Source organism: Leuconostoc lactis (genome assembly GCF_007954625.1).
GTDB classification, from domain to species: domain Bacteria; phylum Bacillota; class Bacilli; order Lactobacillales; family Lactobacillaceae; genus Leuconostoc; species Leuconostoc lactis_A.
The window spans coordinates 1,071,850-1,091,554 of the sequence record NZ_CP042420.1; the positions used below are offsets into that span (position 1 = coordinate 1,071,850).

The following is a 19,705-nucleotide window of genomic DNA, read 5'->3' on the forward strand; positions in this document are numbered from 1 at the left end:
TTAATTTGTAAATGAAATTAAAACAGTAATGTTAGTGACGTTGGAGGAACGATCGTGGTTGAATTATTCGAACAATTAAAAGGTAAGATTAACGGTCAAAATAAAACAATTGTTTTCCCTGAAGGGGAAGACGTCCGTATTCAAGGTGCCGCTGCGCGATTAGCAGCGGAAGGCTTGATCAAGCCAATTTTGTTAGGGGATGAACGTGTCATTGCGACAACTGCTTCAGAAAATAACTTTGATTTATCAGGTGTCGAAATCATTGATCCATTGCAATATGATGCTGACGCATTGGCAGAATTAAATGCCGCTTTGGTTGCACGTCGTAAGGGTAAGACTGATGCTGATACAGCTGCCAAGTGGTTACGTGACGTGAACTATTTTGGGACAATGTTAGTTTACACAGGTAAGGCAGATGGTATGGTGTCTGGTGCGACGCATCCAACTGGTGATACTGTACGACCAGCATTGCAAATTATTAAAACAGCACCAGGATCATCACGTATTTCTGGCGCATTCATCATGCAAAAGAGTGATGAACGTTATGTCTTCTCTGATGCTGCTATCAATATTGATGTTGATGCAGAAACGATGGCAGAAATTGCGGTGCAATCTGCGCAAACTGCTAAGGTCTTTGACATTGAGCCTAAGGTGGCGATGTTATCATTTTCAACAAAGGGTTCAGCCAAGTCACCAATGGTAGATAAGGTTGTTGAAGCCACGAAGTTAGCCAAGGAAATGGCGCCAGAATTAGCAGACCAAATTGATGGTGAATTGCAATTCGATGCAGCGTTTGTCCCATCAGTTGGCGCGGCAAAGGCACCTGATTCTCAAGTCGCAGGTCAAGCGAATACCTTTATTTTCCCAAGCTTAGAAGCTGGTAATATTGGTTATAAGATTGCCCAACGTTTGGGTGGGTTCGAAGCAATCGGCCCAATCTTACAAGGTTTGGATAAGCCAGTGTCAGATTTGTCACGTGGTGCCAACGAAGAAGATGTTTATAAGGTGGCCATCATTACAGCTGCACAAGCGATGGCACAATAATTTAGTAAATTAAAAACAGGCTGTTTAGCAAGAAAGTTTTGCTAAACAGCCTGTTTTTAATTGGTTTGAATTTTTGCAGCTCGGCGATTGTTGACGATTGTTATCGTGACATTTTCAGCATCAGCCAGTGCATCGAGTAATTGGTCTGCCGCGGCATCACTGAAATCTAAGTGCCAATCACCCATACGTAGGATATAACGATCGGCCATGTCGTAGAATTTTAAAGTCGCCGTGTGAGCCTTATGTTGGCTCATCAAAGTAATGAGATCAGTTAGTGTCGTTATCGGTTTCAATGTCGGTATCCATTCGTGTGTTTTAAAGTATCTAACAAATTAGGATCAGACGACTGCTACCATATGTCATGCCGTAACAAATAAAGCGCACGTCAAATATTGTTGGTCAGTTTTTGACATGTCAAAGGCAGGCATCACTGGTGGTTGGTCTTTATCGTGTTAGGTTTGAGAGGATGATAAAAATACCATAACCCAGTAAACCTACGAGATATAACCAACCAATCAGCTGCCACCATTTCATATGGTGTTGTGGATGATGTCGTCGCATATCGGTCTCCCTAAACGTTACCCTTAATATAACGTGTGAACATGACGCTTTTATGACAAAATGGCCGTGTTAAGAAAACGCTAGTTATTTTTATAAATTCTTACAAAAAGAGCCTTTGCCAAGGCAAAGGCTCTCGAAGCTATTATTTAGAATGTGGTTTTTGCTTTGAACGCTTGAAGAGGAGATACCCGACAGCAGCTAAGAGCACGAAAATCATGATTGCCATAGCGATCATACCAATGATGATCCAATTGATTGGCTTTTTCACAGTGTTATGTTTTGCTGTGTTATTGATACTATCAGATTGGCTTTGATTAAGCGTCAATGGTTGTTGCCACGTCCAGGTGTGGTTCGCATTGTCGGTGACGGTTAATCGATAAGTATAACGGCCACTCGCAAAGGATTGATTACCTAATGAACTCCGATAAGTAAAATTACTTTGAGGCGCAATGCTATGATTGCTATCTGTTTTTGAGAAAACGACACGACCGGATTGATCAACCAATTCAGATTTGAGGGTGACACCATTCAGAATGGTAGAGGTCAAGTTTTGAATATCGGCCACTAAATTATTATTATGATTAGCGGTTAGTAGCTTAAGATGTGTGGCAGTCAGTTTCGGCGTCACAGCATCATCATTTTGACGGATAACAATGGGCACGGCATAAGCGAATTGATCAGTTAGGCCGGTGGTCTTTTTTTCATTCGTTTCAATTTGGCGCGTTACTGTAATCCCACCGAGTAATTTACCGGCAAATGACACATCGGGCAATTTGAGATGCACTGTCACGACCGTATTAGCCCCAGGTGCCACGGTCACTTCTTTTTGTGGTAATGACGCAATTTGGCTAAATTGCAAATTTTGTGGCACTGATAGGGCGCCTTTGGCAGGTGTTTTGGCATAATCTAGTGCAGTATTCAGATTGGTGACGCCAGAATTAACAGCCAGATTAAAGGTTTCAGGTGTTGTACCAGTGTTGTAAATCGTCACCTGTAAGTCCGTCGCGGCTTTGGCTGGCATTTTTAAGGCGAAGTAACCATTATTCGTCGGGCTTTGATATTGATTTTGCACGGTAGCGACGGTAAAATCTGCACCATCCGCATGGGCAATTTGTGGGATTAATAAGAGGGACAAGGTCAACAGACCAATCCAAATTTTTTTCATGAGTGCTATCCAATTTTATGTACAAAAACGTAGTTAAGGTCACTACGTTTTATGATTAGTGTCAATTTTTAAACTGAATGGTTTACTGAACGTTGGCTGGCGCGATGGTGTAGGCCACTGTTCCAGTAAATGATGGCGTACCGTTTGCCAAGTTCAATGTGGCGTTTGGCGCAGTAACAGTCGTTGTTGCGTAGTTAGTTAAGCTAGCAGCTTTCAACGCAACATCTGGAATAACCACGGCTTGGTTACCGTTCGCATCGGTGGCACTGTTATCTGAGTAAGTTGCTGATAACTTCCAATCGAGTTGCGTTTTCAGATTTTGTACTGAAAAAGAACCGGTTGGCGTTGCACTACCTTGGGTCAATGAGGCCTTGCCGGCATTCCAGGCATAGTTAATGTTACCGAAGTCATAGTTGGTTGTACCTGAAACAATCGGCATCACGTTATCAGTTGCCACAACAGCTGACATTGAACCGCCAGCAGTTGTAGCTGAAGGTGATGTTGTGTCGGCAAAAACTGCTGGTGCAAAGGCACCGGCAAGGATCGCAGCAGTTGCTGACAAGAGGAGTGTTTTCTTCATTAGGGGTAAGTCTCCGTTGTTTTATTTAGTTAACTGTTGTTAACAATGGAGTTAAGTGTAGCACCGTTAGTTTATGGGGGTCGAGTATTTATTTTAAAACGTTTGTCAATTTTTTGTAAAGCTATGACGAACTAAAAGATTATTTCATTAGAGAGGGATTTTTGTCACAATAAAAAATAAATTGAGCGATTGATGGATGAGAACAAATGCCATGCCGATAATTTGACTTATGTCATACCGATGGCTGTAAGATAGATAAAGTGCAACAAAATAACCCCGAACAGATTGATATCCTTTTGGGGTTATTTTGTTTAAAATTGACGATTTTGTGAAAATGTTATCAAAAAGTGTTGATTTGAGTTACTCGAAAAAAGATATCAATGTGATATCACGTTAAAAGAGCGCTATATTAGGCATTATAAGACATTTTAATTTTGATAAAGGTTTGACAATTAGGGGGTTAATGTGCTAAATTAGATGAGTAACGTATCGGTTACATGATCTCAGTACAAACATTCACATTACGTTGTTAAAAAACACACAACCAGCATTTTTCTTCGTAATATTCAAACGTAGACTAACAGGATGCTTTATTTTGCCAGTCAAGATAACGCATATCTTGTTATATTGTAAGTACTGGGTTTTGAGAGAGCGTGAGCCATGATGAACAGCGATGTTCATCATGGCTTTTTTGTTGCCTAATTTGTAGCACTTTTGTAGCAAATTGTAGCAAAAATAACAAAAACTGACGTAAACTAACAACAACTCACAACAACTCACAACAACCCAAACCCCTGATGTACCAAGGCTTAAGCAACAAAAAACCGTTCTACCAATAACATGGTAAAACGGTTAAATATGCCGCTGACAGGAATCGAACCTGCACGAGATTGCTCCCATACCGACCTGAACGGTACGCGTCTGCCAGTTCCGCCACAGCGGCATTACTTGATTAGTATACTAAACTTTTCTATAAATGAAAAGATTGACTTTCATTAGCAATATAGTAAGATATAAAACAACAGTGGACTTCTCATTAATGTTTGTTATTGCGCTAGTTTACTGGCGTTGTTTGACGGCATTAGTTCACTTAAAATGTTGATTTCGACCGATTTCGGTTGATAACGTTCGTGAATTACAACGTATTTCGTTGTGGTTTTGTAACCGATTGGAGGGTGTGCAAGCGCACATAATCATGATGACAACGTATAACTTTTCAGCTGGACCCGGTGTATTGCCAGAAGCTGTAATCACCCAAATCAAACAGGAGTTTGAAAAGAACGAACACACACATATGAGCATCGTTGAAATTTCTCATCGATCGCAACAGTTTCAAGATATTGTAGCCGAAGCTGAACAAAAATTACGCCAGCTGATGCAAATTCCAGCAGACTATGCTGTTGTCTTTTTACAAGGTGGCGGCTCATTACAATTTGAAATGATGCCGTTAAATTTCGCGACGCAGCAACAAAAAATTGCCATTTTGGATTCAGGGAATTTTGCGGCGAAAGCGGGTGAAGCCGCAACACAGTTAGGTAAAGATGTGACGATACTTGATAGTACCAAGACGCAAAACTATCAAGGATTGCCAAGTTTACCGACTGATTTTGAGGCAACGGCCTATGATTACCTACATATTGTGACGAATAACACAATCGAAGGGGCAACTTTCCATCAAGATAATCTGCCCCAAACCTCAGGGCGCCTGGTTGCTGACATGAGTTCTAATATTTTAGCAGAACCGTATCAAGTGACAGATTTTGATGCGATTTTTGCTGGCGGTCAAAAAAATTTGGGACCAGCAGGCGTGACGGTGGCGATTCTTAACAAAGCCTGGTTGGCTGAACAAGATCTCACAGGGGTTGGGCCAATGATGCGCTATCAAAATCACATTGACAAACAATCCATGTATAATACGTCACCAGTATTTGCGATTTATGCTTTAAACTTGGTGTTGGATTGGGTTATGGCACAAGGTGGTGTGTCGGCGATGTATGACCGCAATCTTGAAAAGGCTAATCGCCTCTATGATTATTTAGACCAATCAACTTTTTATACGGCACCAGTTGAACGTACTGCGCGGTCATTGACAAACGTGGTCTTTACCACTGGTGACTTAGCGCGTGACCAAGCCATCGTTAAACAGGCGACGGCAGCTGGCTTATTTAATCTTGGTGGTCATCGCTCAGTAGGTGGCTTTAGAGCGTCACTCTATAACGCCCAACCTATTGCAGCCGTTGATGCCTTAATCACGTTTTTAAAGAAAGTAGAAGCAGAACAAGCATGACAAATATTAAAACCTATAATGCGATCAGTGCCAAAGGTTTGGATTATCTGACCGCACATGGCTATGAAATTGATGGTGAAGGTGAACCAAAGGGTATTATCCTTCGGTCGCAGAGTTTGCATGATGAACCAATCGCCGATAGTGTTCGGGCCGTTGTCCGAGCAGGTGCTGGTTTTAACAATATTCCTGTTGAAGAATTGTCAAAACGTGGTGTTGTCGTGTTTAACACACCGGGCGGTAACGCGAATGCGGTGAAAGAGTTAACCATTGCGGCTTTGATTTTGGCGGCACGACCAGTCGTTGGAGCCATTGGCTTTGCGAATGAAACGCGTGGTGGTGATGTCTCACTACGGACCGAAGTGAATAAAGGCGGTTACCGTGGAACAGAGTTAGCAGGGAAAACATTGGGTGTCATTGGCCTAGGTAATGTTGGCTCAAAGGTAGCTAACACAGCGTTAGCTTTGGATATGGATGTGATTGGATACGATCCAGGGTTAAATGCCAATACAGCATGGCGCATTGACCGACACATTGTGCGTGCCAAAACAGTCGATGAAGTCCTCGAACAAGCTGATTATGTGACGGTGCATATTCCGTACACAGAAAAAAATCATTTCTTTATCAATGCCGACCGCTTAGCTAAAATGAAGCCGAGTGCCGCGCTATTAAACATGTCACGGGGTGGCATTGTGGATGATTTGGCTGCTAAGGATGCGCTCGATCGTGGGGCGTTACATGTTTACATCACTGATTTTGCGGACGAAGCGTTGTTTGATCATCCCAAGGTGATTATTACGCCACATATTGGCGGTTCAACCATTGAAGCGGAAGATACCAGTGCCTTAATGGCAGCGCGACAATTGGACGAATACTTGACGACGGGAAACATCATTAATTCGGTGAACTACCCAGATATTGACGAGCCATTTGTGACGAAGTATCGTGTTGGCATTATTCATGAAAATGTCCCTAACATGATCAGTCAAATTTCAAAGTTTTTTGGGGATAACGGCATCAACATTGAACAATTGAGTAATCGTGCTGTTGGTGCTTATGCGTATACACTCGTTGCGATTAATGATTTCACGCCAGAACAACAAGAATACGTGAAGACAGCGTTGGATGAGATTCCTCACGTGATTTTGACTCGTCGCTATGTTAATGACATGATTTAAGAATAGGAAAACAAGATGAAAGATTTGCAAGAAGCAGCGATTGAAAAGTTAGCCGAACGTGGTGTGACAATCGCTGATATTACCGCTGGTACCCAGACCTTTTTAACAGACAAGTACCATGATACGATTGATGCCGAAAAACTTACAGCAGCGGTACAACATGTGCTCCATAAAGATGAAGTTGCCGATATTATGTTAACGGCGATTTATCTCGATGAACAAGCAGCGTTAATGCCAGACACACAACCATTAAAGGCACGGCTACAACGAGATGCGAACGGGCATAACGTTGACGAAATTTTAGCAATCGCCATTACGCAACAATTCTCAGCCGCGGCGACGGTGCATTACGGTTTGTTAGATGATTTGAAGCCAGGGTTGATTGGTGAAATTAATGATCGTACAGATAGCATTAACGTGTATTTGGATGATATTTTAGCCGCATTAATTGCGAGTTCAGCAATGACTTACCTCGAATTATTAGGTGGCAACAACTATTAATGACACTGTAAGACACGAGAGAAGCCTAGTCAGATAGGCTTTTTTTTGTTAAAATTAAGACCATATTGACAAAATCAAGGAGATGTTAACATGTCAGGACATAGTAAGTGGCATAACATCCAGGGCCGTAAAAACGCCCAAGATGCTAAGCGTGGTAAAATTTTCCAGAAACTAGCACATGATTTGTATGTAGCGGCTAAGGCCGGTGGGGCTGATCCTAACATGAATGCGTCATTGCGTTTGGTTGTGGAAAAGGCTAAAGCTGCGAATATGCCAAAAGATAATATTCAACGGGCATTAGATAAGGCGTCAGGCGCCGGTGGTCAAAAGTTTGAAGAAGTAACTTATGAAGGTTATGGGACTGCGGGTGTTGCCATTTTAGTTGAAGCTTCAACGGACAACATCAACCGTACAGTGTCAAGTATTCGTAATTCTTTCAAGCATTTTGGTGGGGCACTTGGGACGAGCGGTTCCGTGGCTTTCCAATTCGATCGTAAAGGTTACTTAGCGATTAACCGTGCTGATTTTCCCGATTTGGATGAAGATACGGTACTTGAAGCAGCATTGGAAGCCGGTGCTGAAGATGTGCAAACACAAGACGAAGTCTTTGAAATTTACACAACGGCAGCTGATTTTCAAGCTGTTGAATCAGCAATGACAGCTGCCGGCTATGTTTTTGAAGAAGCCGAAGTCACAATGATTGCGCAAAATCCAGCTGAAATTTCGGATGAAGATCGTGAAAAGCTAGACAAGCTTGTCGATGAATTAGAAGAAAACGAAGATGTTTTGGCGGTTTACACCACTGCTGACTAAAAAAGAACCTCATTAAGAGGTTCTTTTTTAGTGTTGTGCTTTGGCAGTGGCGATCAATTGCTGTACAAACGCTGTCAAGGCAGCCGTATCAGTTTCGTCTGGGCGTAGATTAACCTTAACGCCTTCAGCGCCTTTAATGGCCTGTGTTTTGGCAAATTGCGCTTCAAATTTTGGCACAGCAACACAGTAATCTGACAAATAGTAGGTGTCGCCTGAACCCGCGACACCATAAACAACGTGGTCTAAGGTGGCGTCGGCCAAATCTTCAAAGAAATCTAAGCCTTCATCCGGCAGTGAGCCTTGATCATAGGTGTAGGGCACCACGACAGCAATATCAACGTCTTCAAATTCGTCAACTTCTGTTTGTGAGATTTCCGTTTTCTTAACGGCGATATTTGCAGCTTCAAACGCTGCGACGACGATGTCTGCGACCTCTTCGTTATTACCGGTAATTGTTGCGTATACGACGTGTGCCTGCATGAGTGTGTTTGTGATGGGGCGGTTAAACAGAACTGTTTGACCGTGTCGCCATATCCTCCATTTTATTGTTAGTCTTTATTATAAAGGAGCAGACGCTAAAATTACAGTTGGAGTTCGTGAATAAAAACACGCAATGTGACAATTTGTTGACAAAACACTAAAATGACTTTACACGTTAAAGGCAAGGCCTTAAGATTAGGAATGGAAATTTAATAAAAAAACCGCGACTTCTTGATAGATTTGCGACCGCTTAGGAGATTACAAATGATACACCAGTTGTTGGCTGAATTTATGGGCACAGCGCTCATGATCATCTTCGGTGTCGGCGTACACGCTGACGATGTCTTGAATCGGACGAAGTACCATGGGTCCGGACACATTTTTGCAATCACAACGTGGGGATTTGGCATTAGCATTGTGCTTTTCGTCTTTGGTGATGTCTTTATCAACCCAGCGATGGCCATGGTGCAATTAGTGCTTGGTCGAATTGACTTTTGGTACTTCTTGGCCGTGAGTGTGGTTGAAATATTGGGTGCTTTGGTAGGTTCCTTAATTGTGTACGTGATGTACGCGGATCAATTTAAGTTATCTGAAAAAGATATTGATCCGGTCATTGTGCGCAACATTTTCTCAACAGCACCGGCAATTCGTAATTTACCACGCAACTTCTTCGTTGAAGCATTTGCGACATTTATCTTTATGACAAGTATTTTGGCCATTTCAGCGCGGGCTGGGGATGTGCCTGGTATGGTACCGTTGGCTGTTGGTTTCCTTGTCTGGGCAATTGGTATGGGTCTTGGTGGTACCACTGGCTTTGCCATGAACTTGGCACGTGATATGGGACCAAGATTAGCTTATGCGATTATCCCTTGGAAAAATCGCACAACGGCTGATTTCAAGTACGGTATCCTTGTACCAGGTATTGCACCATTTGTTGGGGCAATTTTTGCAGCACTATTTTCAAAATACTATTTAGGCCTCTAATCGGCCTTTTTTTATTGGCATGGGTCACTTGTAATTTAGGGTGGCTTCGCTATAATTGAGATACGCTATGAATAAAGAGGAAAAAATCATGACATTAACAGAATCACAATATAATGCTTTGAAAGTGGCTTTTGATAACGGTATTTTAGATCATGACGCCCAAGCAAAAGAAGCACTGGCTATTTTACTTGATGCCGTAGCGCCACAATAATTGTTGCAAAAATAACAAAATGGTGCTAAACTAACTTCAATAACGTTGATAAGGACAACTCAAGTGTTAGCAAGCGAATAGAGAACTCATGGTTGGTGGAAATGAGTGGCTTGTGCAGGCGAGACTACCTTTGAGTGATAGTGAGTAAAGTCTGAAAGCTGTCCGGGTGACACCGTTAACTGTCATTTGAGTGGCACATTTTGTGCTGAACTTGGGTGGTACCACGGTAAAACGTCCCTTTGAGTCGCAATGGCTCAAGGGGACGTTTTTGTTTTTTAAATGTTATCAACGTTTGTCGAAGCACAAACGTCAGTGAAAGGAAATAACGATTATGTCAGAAATTAAGCTTACTTTTCCCGATGGTGCAGTGAAGGAATTCCCAGCAGGCACAACACCATTGGTTGTCGCTGAAAGTATTTCTAAGTCTTTGGCTAAGAAGTCAGTTTCAGCTAAGTTGGACGGTGCTTATGTGGGTATGCATGATGTTATTCCCGCATCTGGTGATTTTCAATTAATTACAACGGCTGATGATGAAGCGTTGGATTTGTTGCGTCATTCTGCTTCACACTTATTGGCACAAGCTTTAAAGCGCTTGCCAAAGTTTGCTAACATGCACTTTGGTGTGGGACCATTTATTGAAAATGGTTTCTATTACGACACAGATAACGGTGCCGGTAACCAAGTGACGGTTGAAGATTTTGCTGAAATCGAAGCCATGATGCACAAGATTGCTAAAGAAGACTTACCAATTGTGTCACGCGAAGTGTCACGTGACGAAGCGTTGGCGATGTTTGCGGATGATCCTTATAAGGTTGAATTGATTTCAGATTTGCCTGAAGATGCGACAATCACAATTGCTGTCCAAGGCGATCATGTTGAATTGGATAAGGGTGGTTTGGTGCCATCAACAGGTTGGTTGAAGCACTTTAAGTTGACATCAGTAGCTGGTGCTTACTGGCGTGGTAAGTCATCTAACCCAATGATGCAACGTGTTTATGGGATTGCGGAATGGAAGCAAGCCGACGTTGAAGCAGAATTGCAACGTCGTGAAGAAGCTAAAGAACGTGACCACCGGACGATTGGTCGTGACATGGACTTGTTCTTTACGAGTCAAGAAGTGGGTTCAGGTTTGCCAGTTTGGTTACCAAATGGGGCAACGATTCGTCGTCAAGTTGAACGCTACATCACCGACAAAGAATTGGCCAATGGTTACCAACACGTGTATACGCCCGTTTTGTCTAACTTGAACTTGTATAAGACATCTGGTCACTGGGATCACTACCGTGAAGATATGTTCCCACCAATGGACATGGGCGATGGCGAATTCCTTGAATTGCGCCCAATGAACTGCCCATCACACATCATGGTCTTCAAGCACAAGCCACGTTCATATCGTGAATTGCCAATCCGGATTGCGGAATTGGGTATGATGCACCGTTATGAAAAGTCAGGTGCGTTGACTGGTTTGTCACGTGTGCGTGAAATGACATTGAACGATGGTCACACATTCGTTGAACCAGAAAAGTTGGAAGAAGAATTCAAGTCAATTTTGACGATGATGATGGAAGTTTACCGTGACTTCAACATCACGGATTACCGTTTCCGTTTGTCATATCGTGATCCTAAAAATACAGAAAAGTATTTTGATGATGATGAGATGTGGGAAAAGTCACAAGCGCAATTGAAGCGTGCTATGGACGACCTTGGTTTGGATTATTACGAAGCCGAAGGTGAAGCAGCCTTTTATGGGCCAAAGCTTGATGTGCAAACAAAGACAGCTTTGGGTAATGAAGAAACAATGTCAACGATTCAATTGGACTTCTTGCTACCAGAACGCTTTAACTTGACTTATATTGGCGCCGATGGGCAAGATAACCATCGCCCAGTGATGTTGCACCGTGGTATTGTCGGTACGATGGAACGTTTCACAGCTTACTTGATTGAAATGTATAAGGGTGCTTTCCCAACTTGGTTGGCGCCATTACAAGTACAAATCATTCCGGTCAACTTGGGTGCGCACGGTGCGTATGCTGAACAAATCAAAAAGCAACTCCAAGACGCTGGTCTACGTGCCAATGTGGAAACAAAAGATGCCAAGATGGGTTACTTGATTCGTGAAGCACAAACGAATAAGATTCCATATACACTGGTTTTGGGTGATTCTGAAGTTGAAGGTCAAACTGTCACAGTACGTAAGTACGGTGAAGAGAAGACAACAACGATGCCAATTGCCGATTTCCAAGCTGAAATTTTGGCAGATGTTGCTAATTATTCACGCAATACTAAAACAAATTAAGCTAAAGCACCTGACGGGTTGCACGTCAGGTGCTTTGCTATTTATGCTGCATCGATCAGATGCTGAAAGTTCACAAAGGAGAAGTTATTGATATCATGTCTGAGACAGTTGGAGACAGACGGCAGTCTACAAAACGTGGCCTCACAAATCGTCACGTACAGTTAATCGCCATTGGTGGTACCATTGGGACGGGTTTGTTTATGGGGGCTGGGCGTTCCATTAATTACGCTGGGCCAGCCATCTTATGTGTTTACTTAATCATTGGTTTATTTATGTTTGTGGTGATGCGCGCGATTGGCGAACTGCTTTATGCCGATCCAAAGCAGCACACCTTTATTACCTTCATTACGCGATACATTGATAACCGTGCGGGCTTTTTCGCCCGTTGGTCGTATTGGTTAACGGTTGTGTTTATGGGGATGGCCGAATTAACGGCCGTGGCCCAATATATCCAATTTTGGTTCCCGAATTTGCCGAGTTGGTTCATTCAAATTGTCATGTTAATTGTCCTCACATTAGTGAATTTGGTGGCGGTTGCGTTATATGGTGAAACTGAGTTTTGGTTTGCCATGATTAAAATCGTGGCCATATTAGCCTTGATTGTGACCGGTATCATCATGGCGGTCACTGGCTTCAAAACACCAGTCGGTGACGTGACTTTCAATAATGTGTTCCAACATTTCTCACTATTTCCAAACGGGTTTAGGCATTTTATTGATGCCTTCCAGATGGTCATGTTTGCGTTTGTGGGGATGGAATTTATTGGGATGACAGTTGCTGAAACGAAAAATCCTCGTAAAGTTTTGCCAAAAGCCATTAATCAAATTCCTTTACGTATTTTATTCTTCTATTTGGGTGCCTTAACGGTGATTATGGCGATCTATCCTTGGCAAAAAATTCCAGCCGACCAAAGTCCCTTTGTGATGGTCTTTCAATTGGTCGGGATTAAGTGGGCGGCAGCTTTGATTAACTTTGTCGTATTAACCAGTGCTGCCTCTGCGTTGAGTTCTGTGATTTTTAGTGCCAGTCGTAACTTTTTTGCGTTGGCTTATCAATCACACGCCACGTGTTTGCAACCCTTTAAAAAGTTGTCAAAAAGGCAACTACCAGTTAATGCCATTTTGATGACGGCTGGGATGGTTGGTTTTTCCGCAATTATTTCGGTGATACCAGCCATTACCAACGCCTTTAGCTTTGTGACAAGTGCGTCAACGGACTTGTTCTTAATGATCTATATTCTGATCTTGATTGCGTACTGGCGTTATCGACAATCTGACCAGTATATGGCTGACGGCTTTCTCATGATTGCCCCAAAGTTTTTTGTGCCAGCAGCAATTTTGTTCTTTGCCTTTGTCTTTATGACATTGTTTTTCAATGTTGAGTCACGTGTCCCTGCAATTGGGGCAACGTTATGGTTACTGCTTTTTGGTGCAGTTGCTTATCGACAGCCAAAAACACTGACCAAATAATCTCATAAAAACGGTTCAATCAAGTGATATGATTGAACCGTTTTTATGAATTATGATACACTGGTACCATTGTAAAAAAGGGGCGTGACGTTATGAATAACAAGTATTTCAATATTGCCATCATTCATGTCATGGTTGTTTTATTCTTTATCTTCGTGCATTTGACACCCACACGTTTTACATTTTTAAATTGGAATGTCTTTTTGGCGTTATTACCATTTGATTTTGCTATTATTGTGTCGCTGACACGTGTTCGGATCATTAAGGGTTTATTCATGGCACTTTGGTTATTGTTTTTTCCAAATACCATGTATATGATGACAGATTTTATCCATCTTTATGCCATCGGGACGAATCTCGATCAAGCGACGCAATTCTTTAATTATGCGGTGCTGGCAACTGGTATCTTTATGGGGGTGGGCTTGGTATTTTAAGTCTGGAAATCATCACGCAAACGATTTTTAAACGCCATGCTCATCTTGTTTATTTCTTGACGACCGCAGCGGTGTCAATTGTGTCAGCGTTTGGGATCTATCTTGGCCGTTATTTGCGCTTGAATTCATGGGATATCTTTTTTCATCTTGATAACGTGATGCGCAACATTGTTTTCTCGTTGAGTTATCATATGTTGGCCTTTATGATTCTATTTGCCGGCACTCAATTTGCCGTGTTGGTTATTTTCCATTATGGTATTCGATTGATTCAAATTAATCAGCAAGAGGCTTGACAATAAGGTCGGCATACGGTAAACTAATATCTGTTGAACAAGTAGAAGCACCCGCTTCTCGCCATGTGACAAAGTTGCCTGGCAGATACAGTTATCCGGAAGGATTGCAAGTGTTGAAGTGGGTGAAGATTAGGTTCTTTATCCACTTTTCTTCTTGATTCACAAAATAAATTTGGAGGTGCCTGACAATAGCACGTCAACCACGACAAGTTGATTTAATCAACGATAATATTCGCGCCCCTCGTGTATTGCTGATCCATGACGGAAAGCAGACAGAAATGTCAACACGAGACGCACAAGAGATTGCTAACGATTTAGACCAAGATTTGGTATTGGTGCAAGCCAATGCTGAACCACCGGTTGCCAAGATTATGGACTGGGGAAAAGCAAAGTTCGAAGCTCAAAAGAAGCAAAAAGAACAACGCAAGAACCAAAAAATCGTGCAAGTGAAGGAAGTTCGTATGTCACCGGTCATTGACTCAGGCGATTTCGAGACACGTAAGAAGGCTGCTATCAAGTTCCTGTCACAAGGTAACAAGGTAAAGTTGAACTTGCGTTTCCGTGGTCGTATGATTACACACCAAGACATCGGACGTCAAGTATTAGACCGTATGGCCGCAGAACTTGACGATATTGCCAAGGTTGAACAGCGTGCCAAGATGGACGGCCGCCAAATGTTTTTGGTCTTGGCACCTAAAGATGCCAAGTAATTAAAGGTTTAACCGCTTGTTTTCAAGCTTAAACAAAATCACATAGTAGGAGAATTAGTCACATGCCAAAGATGAAGACACACCGCGCATCAGCAAAGCGCTTTAAGAAGACAGCCCATGGTGGCTTGAAGTCAGCTTCAGCTTATACGTCACACCGTTTCCATGGTAAGACAAAGAAGCAACGTCGCCACTTGCGTGGTACACACATGATGGACAAGACAACTGTTAAGACATACGCTAAGTTGTTGGCAAACATCTAATTCGCGTTGCGATAGTTCATCTATCTACATTTTGGATTTTAATCCAACCAATTATTTATAAAATTTCAGGAGGAATTACCCATGCGAGTTAAGGGTGGTACAGTTACACGCGCACGTCGTAAGAAGATGGTTAAGTTGGCCAAGGGTTACCGTGGACAACGTCGTATTAATTTTAAGGTTGCTAAGCAACAAGTATGGAAGTCATACTTGTACGCATACCGTGATCGTAAGAACACAAAGCGTAACTTCCGTAAGTTGTGGATTGCACGTATTAACGCTGCAGCACGTATGAACGGTTTGTCATACTCAAAGTTGATGCACGGTTTGACACTTGCTGGTGTTGAATTGAACCGTAAGATGTTGGCTGATATTGCTGTGACTGATTTCGATACTTTTGCAAAGTTGGCTGAACAAGCTAAGGCTGCTTTGGCATCAGACAACGTTTTGGTACAAGAACGTGTCGCTGCAACTTTGGAAACAACTGTTAAGGTTGATCGCTAAGATTGCTTTTAAAAACACGGGTTCCCGTGTTTTTTTATTACAATAAATCCAATAAAAAACAATGGCTTATCGTGTGGATAAACCATTGTTTTTTTGTTGCTTATTGTAAGCCAGATTCTGACTTGTTTGTCGCAATCAGTTGAATATTGTCAGTACCTGTTGGGGTAAAGGTAATTGAAACCCGTTGGCCTGAAGTACTTTGCCAAGTTGCATACAATTGATCACTGGCTGTCATGTAAGTGGGTGCGCCGTAAGTGGCTTTGATTTGTTCATAGGTCGCTGACCCAATGTTGACCGCATTATAAGTCGCTAATGACCAATTACCAAATGTCTTAGCCACCGGTGCGACGCTTGAGCTGACGGCTGGATTTGATGATGCAGCCGTGGCTGGCGTTTCAGCTGTGATGGGTGTGCCGGTAGCTTCTTCTTTTACGGCGCTAATCACTGACGAGGCAGCGGAACTAGCAGCTGGTGGTGTGGGTACCACACTAGTTGACGTGCTAGCCGTTGTGTCATCAAGGGCAGAAGATTCTGATGCGACGGGTGCAGAACTAGCTTTTTTAGCCGTTTTAGTCTTTTTAGCCTGTGAGGAAGACGATGCAGCTTGTTGATCTTGCGATTGGCCAGAAGAGCGCCCCAACAAAGTGAAAATGACAATAAGCGCGATCGCAGCAATGGCAATCGCGATCAGTGTGTTGCGCAGTTTGTGCGACTGCTTAAATGGTTGACGTTGCATAAGTAAATGTGATGTGGCGTAAAGCTTGCCACAACTCCTTTCCATAGATAATGATAACAGAAAAATGTAAAAGTATGTTAAAATAGATTTAATTACGTATCGAGACAAAAAAATGGACTAACGCAACGTTTTAGAAACTAGTCGCGTCCGCTTGTTATATTTACGAAGAAAAAATGGCTCAATAAAAAGCCGATGAACAAAGGAAGAAACAATGACAGATTTAAGTATAATCCCTTTCGGTGGCGTGCGTGAAAACGGGAAAAATATGTATGCCGTGACCGTTAATGATGAAATTTTTATTTTTGATGCAGGTCTTAAATATCCAGAAACAGATCAACTTGGTGTTGATGTTGTCGTGCCTGATTTTGAGTATTTGATTAAAAACAGTGATAAAATTGCTGGTGTTTTCTTATCACATGGGCACGCAGATGCCATTGGCGCCTTGCCTTACTTTTTGCAACAAGTCAACGTCCCAATTTTCGGGTCTGAGTTGACCATTGAGCTTGCTAAATTGGCCATTAAGGAACAACCAGCACTGGCAGATTATGATGACTATCATGTTATTAATGAGAAAACAGAAATAGATTTTGGTGATGTGACCGTATCATTTTTTAATACGACGCATTCAATTCCAGATTCACTTGGGGTTGTTCTTGGCACACCTTATGGTCAAATTGTGTATACTGGTGACTTTAAGTTTGATCAAACTGCTAATCAAAGTTATCGTACCGACATTGCACGTTTGGTCGAAGTTGGTCAAGGCAAAGTGTTGGCCCTGTTGGGCGATGCTGCTGGGACAGGTAATGAAGGCGATTCTGTTAATGAATCCAAAATTGGCGACTATATCTTAGATACTTTCCGCGATAATAAACAAAAGCGTATTATTGTAGCGGCGGTAGCCTCAAATATTCAACGCATTCAACAAGTCATTGATGCCACAGTAGCTACCAAGCGTCAACTTGTGTTGTCAGGAAATGACATTGAAAACGTTGTCCGCACAGCGATTCGTTTGCGTAAATTGCATTTGCCTATTCCAGAAAGTAAGCTTTTTGTGAATTTGAAAAATGCTAAAAACCTGCCAGCCGCTGAAACAGTTATTTTGGAAACTGGACGCATGGGAGAACCGATTAAGCATCTGAATCGAATGGCTAACGGTGAAGATCCTTATATTCGTATCGGAGAAGCCGATTTGGTGTTTATTACCACGACACCATCAACGGCAATGGAAGGCATCGTTGCTAAAACACGTGATATGTTGTTTAAGCAAGGCGCTGACGTAAAACAGATTAGTACGGATTTGCGTTCAAGTGGTCATGCATCACGCAATGACTTGCAAATGATGATCAATGTTTTGCAACCCGAATACTTTATGCCAATTCAAGGTGAATATCGTGTCATGAATTCAGCCCGTGCAGCGGCTGAAGAAGTTAACGTTGCGCCTGATCATATCATGATGGCCATGAAGGGTGATCAATTCACATGGTTAGGCGATCATTTTGAATTGAAAGATTCATTCACCATTGGGGAAACGTTAATCGATGGTGCTGGTATTGGTGATATTGGTAATGTTGTGTTACGTGACCGTCGTATTTTGTCTGAAGATGGTATTTTTGTTTCAGTTGTAACGATTGATCGTAAAAAGCGTCAAGTGGTGTCAAAGCCAAAATTGACTTCGCGTGGCTTTGTCTATGTTAAGGCCAACCGTGATTTGATGAAAGAGGCGGCAGACTTAACGGTTAGCCAAATCGAAAAGTATTTGAACACGACTAAGAGCTTTGACTGGAATGAATTAAAGAATGGCGTGCGTGAAGTTTTGTCACGTTATCTCTTTGAACAAACACGTCGTCGCCCAATGGTGATGCCGGTGGTAATGGAAGTGAACCAAAACCGTCGCCCAACCGCACACAAAACCAATACGAACACCAATCCAAATACGCCACAAAAGCGACAAGGAAAGCCAAACAAAACGACTGATTCAAAGACGCCAAAGACTGCGAAGCCAGCCAAAAAGCGACCTAAAAAAGCACCGGCAAAGCCAGCTGAGGGTCAAACAGAATCAGGACAATAGGCGACTGTCAGAAAGGATCGTGGCTTGTCATGACATGAAGTGGCAAGTCCATATAGTTTATGGCATTAGAAGAGCATTTGACGCCAGAGATGCAACAATTAATGGCGCGTGCACAAACTGAAATGAAGCAGGAAAATTGGCATGATGCTGCCGAGACATTGACTGCCGTTTACGAAGCACTTGCAACATTTGAAATTAACTATCGCTTGGTAACGGCGCTATTTATGGATGAACAGTATCAATTAGCTGCTTCTTATGCCGACGATTTTTTGCTGAATTATTTGGAATCAGAGCCAGATTTTCGGATGGTTGTGGCCTTAGCTGTTCAAAATCAAAACTTTGTTTACGCGCAGCAACTCGCGATGCTTTGGGACGAAGAGCGTGTCAAAAATGACGTTCTGGAAGAAATTCGGGCGGCCGAAGATCGGGCGCGGGTCGATATGGCGAACACTTTTCAAACAATTGCCCGCCAGTTTTATCACCTGAGTGACTACAGCATCACGGAACAACGTGATCGTTATGAATCAGCGCGTCATCTACCAGTAGCCGAATTTATTGTCGGCGCGTTTTACTTACTCATTGATCCCTATGCAACACCAATTATTCGAGCGACTTTGCTAGAGGATTTACAAAAATTACGGGTGAGCGATCCAGTTCAGTATCGTTGGTTAGATGATAATCTTTACACGATTCAATTGGATGAGCTACCGTTACTCACGGATTCGGAAATTTTTGAAGAGATTGCCGATTATCTGGATGAAAAAGTTGGGCAAGATGACCCAATTGCGCTTGAAATGCTAGCCCAACAAGTACGTTTCGAACTCACGTTACTATATCCAAGGGTTAATGACGTGGTGACCGATCCAGAAGGTTGGGTGGAAGCAAGCATTGATCAATATTATGAACGGCACAATTTTTCGGAGATGGCCGAACAGAAAAAATGGCATGAAATCGTCAGAGATTTGACGACAAATTTCTTTAAAAACTAAACGCAACCTATTTACATTTTATTAATATGTCGGTATAATAATTTTTGGCTTAAAGAGCCGGAAAAACGCAATTAACTGTTGTCTTTTAATGGCTTGCGTTGTAAAATATATTTATAAACATTTTCCAGATTACTGGTAAATGAATTTT

19 protein-coding genes, 1 tRNA gene, 1 pseudogene and 2 other annotated features are annotated in these 19,705 nt (G+C 42.3%); of the genes and pseudogenes, 15 read left to right on the top strand and 6 right to left on the bottom strand.

Going from position 1 to position 19,705, the window contains the following annotated elements:
* The first annotated feature begins 54 nt into the window (after positions 1-54).
* Complete coding sequence (gene pta / locus FGL80_RS05425) at positions 55-1,044, top strand: phosphate acetyltransferase (protein ID WP_055308161.1); 990 nt, start codon at positions 55-57, stop codon at positions 1,042-1,044.
* 56 nt (positions 1,045-1,100) lie between these two features.
* Here pta and FGL80_RS05430 read toward each other — a convergent pair whose 3' ends face one another.
* From FGL80_RS05430 to FGL80_RS05445, 4 genes are all read right to left on the bottom strand, one after another.
* Positions 1,101-1,337: a hypothetical protein gene (locus FGL80_RS05430; protein WP_055308160.1), complete on the bottom strand. Its 237-nt coding sequence runs from the start codon at positions 1,335-1,337 to the stop codon at positions 1,101-1,103.
* A gap of 410 nt (positions 1,338-1,747) precedes the next feature.
* Positions 1,748-2,770, bottom strand: coding sequence for a WxLIP family cell surface protein (locus FGL80_RS05435; protein WP_055308159.1), 1,023 nt, complete (start codon positions 2,768-2,770; stop codon positions 1,748-1,750).
* 82 nt (positions 2,771-2,852) lie between these two features.
* Positions 2,853-3,350 (bottom strand): hypothetical protein, encoded by a 498-nt coding sequence (locus FGL80_RS05440; protein WP_147001844.1) that lies wholly within the window; start codon positions 3,348-3,350, stop codon positions 2,853-2,855.
* Between the two features lie 859 nt (positions 3,351-4,209).
* Positions 4,210-4,293 (bottom strand) — tRNA-Leu (locus FGL80_RS05445).
* Between the two features lie 255 nt (positions 4,294-4,548).
* Between FGL80_RS05445 and serC the strand changes: the two genes are divergently transcribed.
* The 4 genes from serC (at position 4,549) to FGL80_RS05465 (ending at position 8,126) form a co-directional block, all read left to right on the top strand.
* A complete protein-coding gene (gene serC / locus FGL80_RS05450; protein ID WP_172792723.1) occupies positions 4,549-5,637 on the top strand; it encodes a 3-phosphoserine/phosphohydroxythreonine transaminase in 1,089 nt (362 codons plus the stop codon).
* Positions 5,634-6,812 carry a 3-phosphoglycerate dehydrogenase family protein gene (locus FGL80_RS05455; protein ID WP_029509157.1) on the top strand — a complete coding sequence of 393 codons (1,179 nt, stop codon included), beginning with the start codon at positions 5,634-5,636 and terminating at the stop codon, positions 6,810-6,812. Before serC ends, FGL80_RS05455 begins: the two co-directional genes overlap by 4 nt.
* Positions 6,813-6,827: 15 nt before the next feature.
* A complete protein-coding gene (locus tag FGL80_RS05460; RefSeq protein ID WP_055308102.1) occupies positions 6,828-7,313 on the top strand; it encodes a phosphatidylglycerophosphatase A family protein in 486 nt (161 codons plus the stop codon).
* A gap of 90 nt (positions 7,314-7,403) precedes the next feature.
* Positions 7,404-8,126, top strand: a complete 723-nt coding sequence (locus tag FGL80_RS05465; protein ID WP_029509159.1) for a YebC/PmpR family DNA-binding transcriptional regulator — start codon at positions 7,404-7,406, stop codon at positions 8,124-8,126.
* A 27-nt stretch (positions 8,127-8,153) separates the two neighbouring features.
* Here the strand turns inward: FGL80_RS05465 and FGL80_RS05470 are convergent, their stop codons facing one another.
* Positions 8,154-8,606: a flavodoxin gene (locus FGL80_RS05470; protein WP_010003988.1), complete on the bottom strand. Its 453-nt coding sequence runs from the start codon at positions 8,604-8,606 to the stop codon at positions 8,154-8,156.
* 264 nt (positions 8,607-8,870) lie between these two features.
* On the opposite strand from FGL80_RS05470, the gene larD reads away from it, so the two are divergent.
* From larD to rplT, 8 genes and pseudogenes are all read left to right on the top strand, one after another.
* Positions 8,871-9,590 carry a D/L-lactic acid transporter LarD gene (larD, locus tag FGL80_RS05475; RefSeq protein WP_029509160.1) on the top strand — a complete coding sequence of 240 codons (720 nt, stop codon included), beginning with the start codon at positions 8,871-8,873 and terminating at the stop codon, positions 9,588-9,590.
* Positions 9,591-9,678: 88 nt separating this feature from the next.
* Positions 9,679-9,801, top strand: a complete 123-nt coding sequence (locus FGL80_RS09230; protein WP_010001923.1) for a hypothetical protein — start codon at positions 9,679-9,681, stop codon at positions 9,799-9,801.
* Positions 9,802-9,837: 36 nt separating this feature from the next.
* Positions 9,838-10,043: a binding site (T-box leader), on the top strand.
* Positions 10,044-10,132: 89 nt separating this feature from the next.
* Positions 10,133-12,097, top strand: a complete 1,965-nt coding sequence (thrS, locus tag FGL80_RS05480; protein WP_010003983.1) for a threonine--tRNA ligase — start codon at positions 10,133-10,135, stop codon at positions 12,095-12,097.
* 95 nt (positions 12,098-12,192) lie between these two features.
* Positions 12,193-13,566, top strand: a complete 1,374-nt coding sequence (locus FGL80_RS05485; protein WP_055308101.1) for an amino acid permease — start codon at positions 12,193-12,195, stop codon at positions 13,564-13,566.
* A 92-nt stretch (positions 13,567-13,658) separates the two neighbouring features.
* Positions 13,659-14,293, top strand: a pseudogene (locus FGL80_RS05490) (DUF1361 domain-containing protein).
* A gap of 33 nt (positions 14,294-14,326) precedes the next feature.
* Positions 14,327-14,453 (top strand) — a sequence feature (ribosomal protein L20 leader region).
* Between the two features lie 10 nt (positions 14,454-14,463).
* Positions 14,464-15,003 (top strand): translation initiation factor IF-3, encoded by a 540-nt coding sequence (gene infC, locus FGL80_RS05495; protein WP_216358505.1) that lies wholly within the window; start codon positions 14,464-14,466, stop codon positions 15,001-15,003.
* A 62-nt stretch (positions 15,004-15,065) separates the two neighbouring features.
* The gene (gene rpmI / locus FGL80_RS05500) at positions 15,066-15,263 is read left to right on the top strand and encodes a 50S ribosomal protein L35 (RefSeq protein WP_010001914.1); all 198 of its coding nucleotides are present in this window, start codon (positions 15,066-15,068) and stop codon (positions 15,261-15,263) included.
* An 81-nt stretch (positions 15,264-15,344) separates the two neighbouring features.
* Complete coding sequence (rplT, locus tag FGL80_RS05505) at positions 15,345-15,764, top strand: 50S ribosomal protein L20 (RefSeq protein ID WP_010001913.1); 420 nt, start codon at positions 15,345-15,347, stop codon at positions 15,762-15,764.
* A gap of 100 nt (positions 15,765-15,864) precedes the next feature.
* On the opposite strand, the gene FGL80_RS05510 is transcribed toward rplT, so the two are convergent.
* Positions 15,865-16,500 carry a hypothetical protein gene (locus FGL80_RS05510; RefSeq protein ID WP_055308100.1) on the bottom strand — a complete coding sequence of 212 codons (636 nt, stop codon included), beginning with the start codon at positions 16,498-16,500 and terminating at the stop codon, positions 15,865-15,867.
* 211 nt (positions 16,501-16,711) lie between these two features.
* On the opposite strand from FGL80_RS05510, the gene FGL80_RS05515 reads away from it, so the two are divergent.
* The gene (locus FGL80_RS05515) at positions 16,712-18,568 is read left to right on the top strand and encodes a ribonuclease J (RefSeq protein ID WP_055308099.1); all 1,857 of its coding nucleotides are present in this window, start codon (positions 16,712-16,714) and stop codon (positions 18,566-18,568) included.
* A 59-nt stretch (positions 18,569-18,627) separates the two neighbouring features.
* Complete coding sequence (locus FGL80_RS05520; RefSeq protein WP_055308098.1) at positions 18,628-19,557, top strand: hypothetical protein; 930 nt, start codon at positions 18,628-18,630, stop codon at positions 19,555-19,557.
* Positions 19,558-19,705: the final 148 nt, after the last annotated feature.

Excerpts from the sequence above, each read along its gene's own strand:
- FGL80_RS05455 (WP_029509157.1), top strand. The coding sequence starts at position 5,634 with ATGACAAATATTAAAACCTATAATGCGATCAGTGCCAAAGGTTTGGAT.
- FGL80_RS05515 (WP_055308099.1), top strand. The coding sequence starts at position 16,712 with ATGACAGATTTAAGTATAATCCCTTTCGGTGGCGTGCGTGAAAACGGG.
- rpmI (WP_010001914.1), top strand. The coding sequence starts at position 15,066 with ATGCCAAAGATGAAGACACACCGCGCATCAGCAAAGCGCTTTAAGAAG.
- FGL80_RS09230 (WP_010001923.1), top strand. The coding sequence starts at position 9,679 with ATGACATTAACAGAATCACAATATAATGCTTTGAAAGTGGCTTTTGAT.
- FGL80_RS05460 (WP_055308102.1), top strand. The coding sequence starts at position 6,828 with ATGAAAGATTTGCAAGAAGCAGCGATTGAAAAGTTAGCCGAACGTGGT.
- FGL80_RS05470 (WP_010003988.1), bottom strand. The coding sequence starts at position 8,606 with ATGCAGGCACACGTCGTATACGCAACAATTACCGGTAATAACGAAGAG.
- thrS (WP_010003983.1), top strand. The coding sequence starts at position 10,133 with ATGTCAGAAATTAAGCTTACTTTTCCCGATGGTGCAGTGAAGGAATTC.
- FGL80_RS05440 (WP_147001844.1), bottom strand. The coding sequence starts at position 3,350 with ATGAAGAAAACACTCCTCTTGTCAGCAACTGCTGCGATCCTTGCCGGT.
- FGL80_RS05465 (WP_029509159.1), top strand. The coding sequence starts at position 7,404 with ATGTCAGGACATAGTAAGTGGCATAACATCCAGGGCCGTAAAAACGCC.
- serC (WP_172792723.1), top strand. The coding sequence starts at position 4,549 with ATGACAACGTATAACTTTTCAGCTGGACCCGGTGTATTGCCAGAAGCT.
- rplT (WP_010001913.1), top strand. The coding sequence starts at position 15,345 with ATGCGAGTTAAGGGTGGTACAGTTACACGCGCACGTCGTAAGAAGATG.
- FGL80_RS05520 (WP_055308098.1), top strand. The coding sequence starts at position 18,628 with ATGGCATTAGAAGAGCATTTGACGCCAGAGATGCAACAATTAATGGCG.
- FGL80_RS05485 (WP_055308101.1), top strand. The coding sequence starts at position 12,193 with ATGTCTGAGACAGTTGGAGACAGACGGCAGTCTACAAAACGTGGCCTC.
- FGL80_RS05435 (WP_055308159.1), bottom strand. The coding sequence starts at position 2,770 with ATGAAAAAAATTTGGATTGGTCTGTTGACCTTGTCCCTCTTATTAATC.
- FGL80_RS05510 (WP_055308100.1), bottom strand. The coding sequence starts at position 16,500 with ATGCAACGTCAACCATTTAAGCAGTCGCACAAACTGCGCAACACACTG.
- larD (WP_029509160.1), top strand. The coding sequence starts at position 8,871 with ATGATACACCAGTTGTTGGCTGAATTTATGGGCACAGCGCTCATGATC.